Here is a 4,286-nt window from a genome sequence, read left to right as displayed (position 1 = left end):
ACATATTGGCTGTTGTAATAAGCCGTGACTGCAGGGCTAAGGTGCAGTTTGACATCCGTATCAAGCCGGTAAGGCAGCATAATCAGTGCATACGCTTTACCGCTACGTACCAGTGACATCCCCTCACGCAGGCTATTGGCTTCATAAGCCACATGCAATGCGGGTGATGCCTCAAAACGGCGAGTCAGCTCACGTGATAGCTGGCTGTGATCTTGATCGAGGATCACCACCGGCAGATCTTTTGGGATCCCCGAATTAAAAATGGCCCAGATCAAGACAAAAAACAGCGGAGGCAGCCAGACCGTCAGCGCAAAGATCCAGCGATCATGTAAGATCCGCTGCCACTCACGCCATGCGGTTGCTCGTAATCCCGGTTTCACTTCGCCTCCAGCAGCACGGTCATCCCGACACGCAGCCCTTCAACCGGCTCAACCGGACGTAGCTCAATCTGGAATGTACGCATATCATAGCCACGGCCAGGTTGCGTAGTACGCCATGTTGCGTAATCGCCCATCACACTGATATAGCTAACTTTAAACGCATAGGTTTTATCCTTGCTCAATGCCGGAATGCGTACGTTAAATACATCCCCTTGTTTGAACTGAGCTAAATTATCTTCCCGAACCTGAAACAGTGCCCATGCATTATTCAGATCAACCAACGTCACCACCGGAAAACCAGCCGGAGCAAGCTCACCAGGGTGTAGCAAAACCTGATCAACCATACCATCATGGTATGCCATCAATTCTGCATCTTTCAGGTAGGCCTGCACTTCAGCAACCGCCGCCGCCGCCATCTTTTCCTTCTCAGCCGCCGCTAATTTTTCGCCCTTGCGTGAGCCCTCTACTGCCAGCTGATATTGCTGAAAAGCCGCCTGCTCAGTATATTTTGCCGCCTGCCATGCCGTTTTCGCCTCATCACGCTTTTGCTCTGCCATCACGCCATCACGAAAAAGCGCATTGATACGTTGGTAGGTTTTCTCGGATAAAATGGCTGCAGCTTTCGCTTTTAGCCACTGATCTTTGGCTGCCGCAATCTGCTGACTGCGCGCACCATTATCAACCTCTTGACGCATCGCGCCAGCAGCAGCTTCTCCTGCTTTGGCTTGATTCAATTTGGCATCAAGCTCAGGGGTTGAGAGCACAAACATCGGATCGCCCTGCTTAACCTGTTGTCCCTTTTGTACCAAAACCGTTTCGATACGGCCCGGTACTTTGGCAGAGACAAAATATTGCTGCGCCTCTATTTGCCCCTGCATCAACGCACTGTCATTATCATATGCAGAAAAATAGCTAATGATTAACGCCACAACAACACCTACACCCACCACTGCCGCGATCGATTTACTCTTCTTATTCATCTGTTTTTTCACCTAAATATATGTCTGACGCGCAGTTACTGCTGGTAGCGGTTAAATGCATCGGGTTGCCCTGACAAGGCCAATAATTTCGAAAGTGCAGTCGTCATCCGGTAACTTGCCGCCAACCGCTGCGTATCAATCGCCGATTGCGTCATTCTGGCATCCACCACATCCAATGATGTTGCCAAGCCCTGTTCAAACGCCTTGTTACGCAGCTGAAAGTTCTCTTGTGCCAGTACTTGGCTCGATTTTAACGAGTCATACTCAGTCTTTGCCTGCTCCAATTCCCGGTAAGCCTGCTCAACACCCACTTTCAATTGGCGTTCTAACTCTGCACGGCGGTATCCCACCTCTTTGCGAGCAATATGCGCCGCAGCCAGTAGATCATTACGCCCGCTGTTATCCACCAAAGGGATCGTTACACCCAACCCCACCATCCAGTCAGGCGCACGCTCACCTAAAATGCTGTCATCGTGATACAAATTGTAATTACCAACTGCAGCTACATTTGGCAAATAACGGCCACGCTCAGCCTTCTCTAAACTTTCAGCTTGCTTATCTTTCGCATCAAGCAGTGAGATTGCCGGATTCGCTTGCAAAGCCGTCTTCACCAGCGCAGGCATACTCGGCAGCGTTAATCGTGTCACCAGTGGCGATGTAGGTTGTACCCCCTCTTTGTGCAGCAACTCATCCAACACCAGTTGGGCAATTTCCAGCTCACGACGCGCATTTTCAGCATCAACCTGTGCACGATCATAGGCCACCTGCGCCGATGTACGCTCTACTTTGGCAATTTGCCCTTGCTGCTCAAGTTTAATCGCATGCTGTAAATGCTGATTCAATGCAGTCGCCACTTGTTGGCGAGTTTGATACACGTTTTTAGCCAGCGTCACACCGTAGTAAAAGCGGGTTAAATCAGAGAAAGCTTGCAGACGTTTTAAAGCAAACTGTTGCCGAGCTTCATCGGCTTGCGCATATGCCGCAGTTTGCGCCGCACTGATACGGCCACCTGAATAGATAACCCACAGCGCATTAACGCCCGCTGTTTTTACCGTTTGGTTGGAAAGATCAGTCTCTGTCGGCAGATTTTTTAACCCTTGCAACAAAGGGCCTAATTTAGGATCAGAACCTAACGCCGCCAAAAGCGATTGAATACGTGGATTTGAGACAAGAGAAGGAAAAGGCTGCATATCTTTCAGATCGAGCGATAAAGGATCACTTAACCGCGTAATACTTCCGGTTAAATCAATTTTAGGCAGATTCAGCCCATCTGTTGCTTCGGCCATTTTTTGTGAGCGATCAGCTGCTGACAGCTCTGCTTTTAACCCGTCATTCACCTGCTGAAGTGTCTGCCACGCCTGATCGAATCTGACCGGTTCAGCCCATGCAGTTTCAGACGCCGGTAATAAAAAAAATGCCAGAGAAAAGGCTGACAACGTAAATTTCCAATGCATTAACCGCATGCTAATCGTAATCCTTATCGTGTAATGTCTTCCATTGTAATGATTTAGCTGGGAATAGAGCAAATACGTAAATGAAACACTTTTTTAAAGTATGCCTGTTTTTTGTACGCTGCATAGCCCTGATAGCCGAAAAAATCGCTTGACTATAAAAGTTCCCGCAAGTGTTCAAAGTTTGGCCTTTCCTCCGACTGAAAAAGTGCGTAATATACGCGCCCTTACAGGCACAGAGTGGTTACCTTTCAGTCAATGCGTATCGGCCCTTATAAACTTAACAATCAATTGATCGTAGCGCCTATGGCCGGTATTACTGACCGACCATTTCGGCAGCTCTGTCACGAGATGGGGGCTGGCATGGCGGTATCAGAGATGATGTCCTCAAACCCTGAGGTCTGGCATACTGATAAATCCCGCCTGCGTATGGTACATACCGATGAGCCGGGTATTCGTAGTGTACAAATTGCGGGTGCAGATCCTGACGATATGGCAGGAGCAGCACGCGCTAACGTGCAGTATGGTGCTCAAATCATTGATATCAATATGGGTTGCCCAGCCAAAAAGATTAACCGTAAGCTAGCAGGTTCTGCTCTCTTACAGCATCCTACGCTGGTTGAACAAATTTTAACGGCCGTTGTTAATGCCGTTGACGTTCCAGTAACCCTAAAAATTCGGACTGGATGGGATCAGGATAATCGCAACTGTGTCGAAATAGCCCAAATTGCAGAACGCTGTGGCATTCAGGCGCTTGCTATTCATGGCCGCACTCGTGCGTGCCTGTTTACGGGCCATGCTGAATACGACAGCATTCGGGCTGTGAAACGCGCGGTTTCCATACCAGTGATCGCCAATGGCGATATCACTACCCCGCATAAAGCCAGAGAGGTATTGGACTATACCGGCGCAGATGCGCTGATGATAGGCCGTGCCGCTCAGGGAAGACCCTGGATCTTTCGGGAAATCCAGCATTATCTGGAGACAGGAGAAGTGTTGCCGCCTCCCTCACTGATTGAGGTGAAGCAGTTACTTCTCGGGCATATTCGTGCACTGCATGACTTTTACGGTCACAGCAAAGGATATCGAATCGCCCGAAAACATGTTTCTTGGTATTTACAAGAACATGCTCCTGACGACCAGTTTCGGCGTGCATTTAACGTGATAGAGGATGCTAGCGAACAGCTGGAAGCGTTAAGTGTGTATTTTGAGAATCTTGCGTAAAAATAAAAAAGAGCTGAAAGAACCATGTTCGAACAACGCGTTAATTCTGACGTACTGACTGTTGCTACTATTAATGCTCAGGATCAGGTCACCCATAAGCCACTGCGTGACTCCGTTAAACAGTCCCTGAAGAACTACTTCGCTCAGTTAAACGGCCAAGACGTCAATGAGCTGTACGAGTTAGTTCTGGCTGAAGTTGAGCAGCCTCTGCTCGACATGGTCATGCAGTATACTCGCGGTAACCAAACCCG

The 4,286-nt window shown here is 48.9% G+C and carries 5 protein-coding genes; 2 read left to right on the top strand and 3 right to left on the bottom strand.

Features of this window, described 5'->3' with window-relative positions; genetic code table 11:
• The 3 genes from ACRC27_RS10700 to ACRC27_RS10690 form a co-directional block, all read right to left on the bottom strand.
• Window positions 1-380: ABC transporter permease (locus tag ACRC27_RS10700; protein ID WP_438639854.1), on the bottom strand; the 380-nt coding region annotated here is incomplete at its 3' end.
• Window positions 377-1,360: an HlyD family secretion protein gene (locus ACRC27_RS10695; protein ID WP_438622233.1), complete on the bottom strand. Its 984-nt coding sequence runs from the start codon at window positions 1,358-1,360 to the stop codon at window positions 377-379. The genes ACRC27_RS10695 and ACRC27_RS10700, both read right to left, overlap by 4 nt.
• Window positions 1,361-1,395: 35 nt before the next feature.
• Window positions 1,396-2,823 carry a TolC family protein gene (locus tag ACRC27_RS10690; protein WP_438629554.1) on the bottom strand — a complete coding sequence of 476 codons (1,428 nt, stop codon included), beginning with the start codon at window positions 2,821-2,823 and terminating at the stop codon, window positions 1,396-1,398.
• A gap of 246 nt (window positions 2,824-3,069) precedes the next feature.
• Here ACRC27_RS10690 and dusB point away from each other — a divergent pair, with 246 nt between their 5' ends.
• Both dusB and fis read left to right on the top strand, forming a co-directional pair.
• Window positions 3,070-4,035 (top strand): tRNA dihydrouridine synthase DusB, encoded by a 966-nt coding sequence (dusB, locus tag ACRC27_RS10685; RefSeq protein ID WP_438629558.1) that lies wholly within the window; start codon window positions 3,070-3,072, stop codon window positions 4,033-4,035.
• 24 nt (window positions 4,036-4,059) lie between these two features.
• On the top strand, window positions 4,060-4,286 hold a 227-nt coding region (gene fis / locus ACRC27_RS10680; RefSeq protein WP_438639853.1), incomplete at its 3' end, for a DNA-binding transcriptional regulator Fis.

Origin of the sequence: Plesiomonas sp. (assembly GCF_051650925.1) — a bacterium.
Taxonomy (GTDB): Bacteria; Pseudomonadota; Gammaproteobacteria; order Enterobacterales; family CAMTGL01; genus Plesiomonas.
This window is presented reverse-complemented; position numbering and strand designations above follow the sequence as displayed.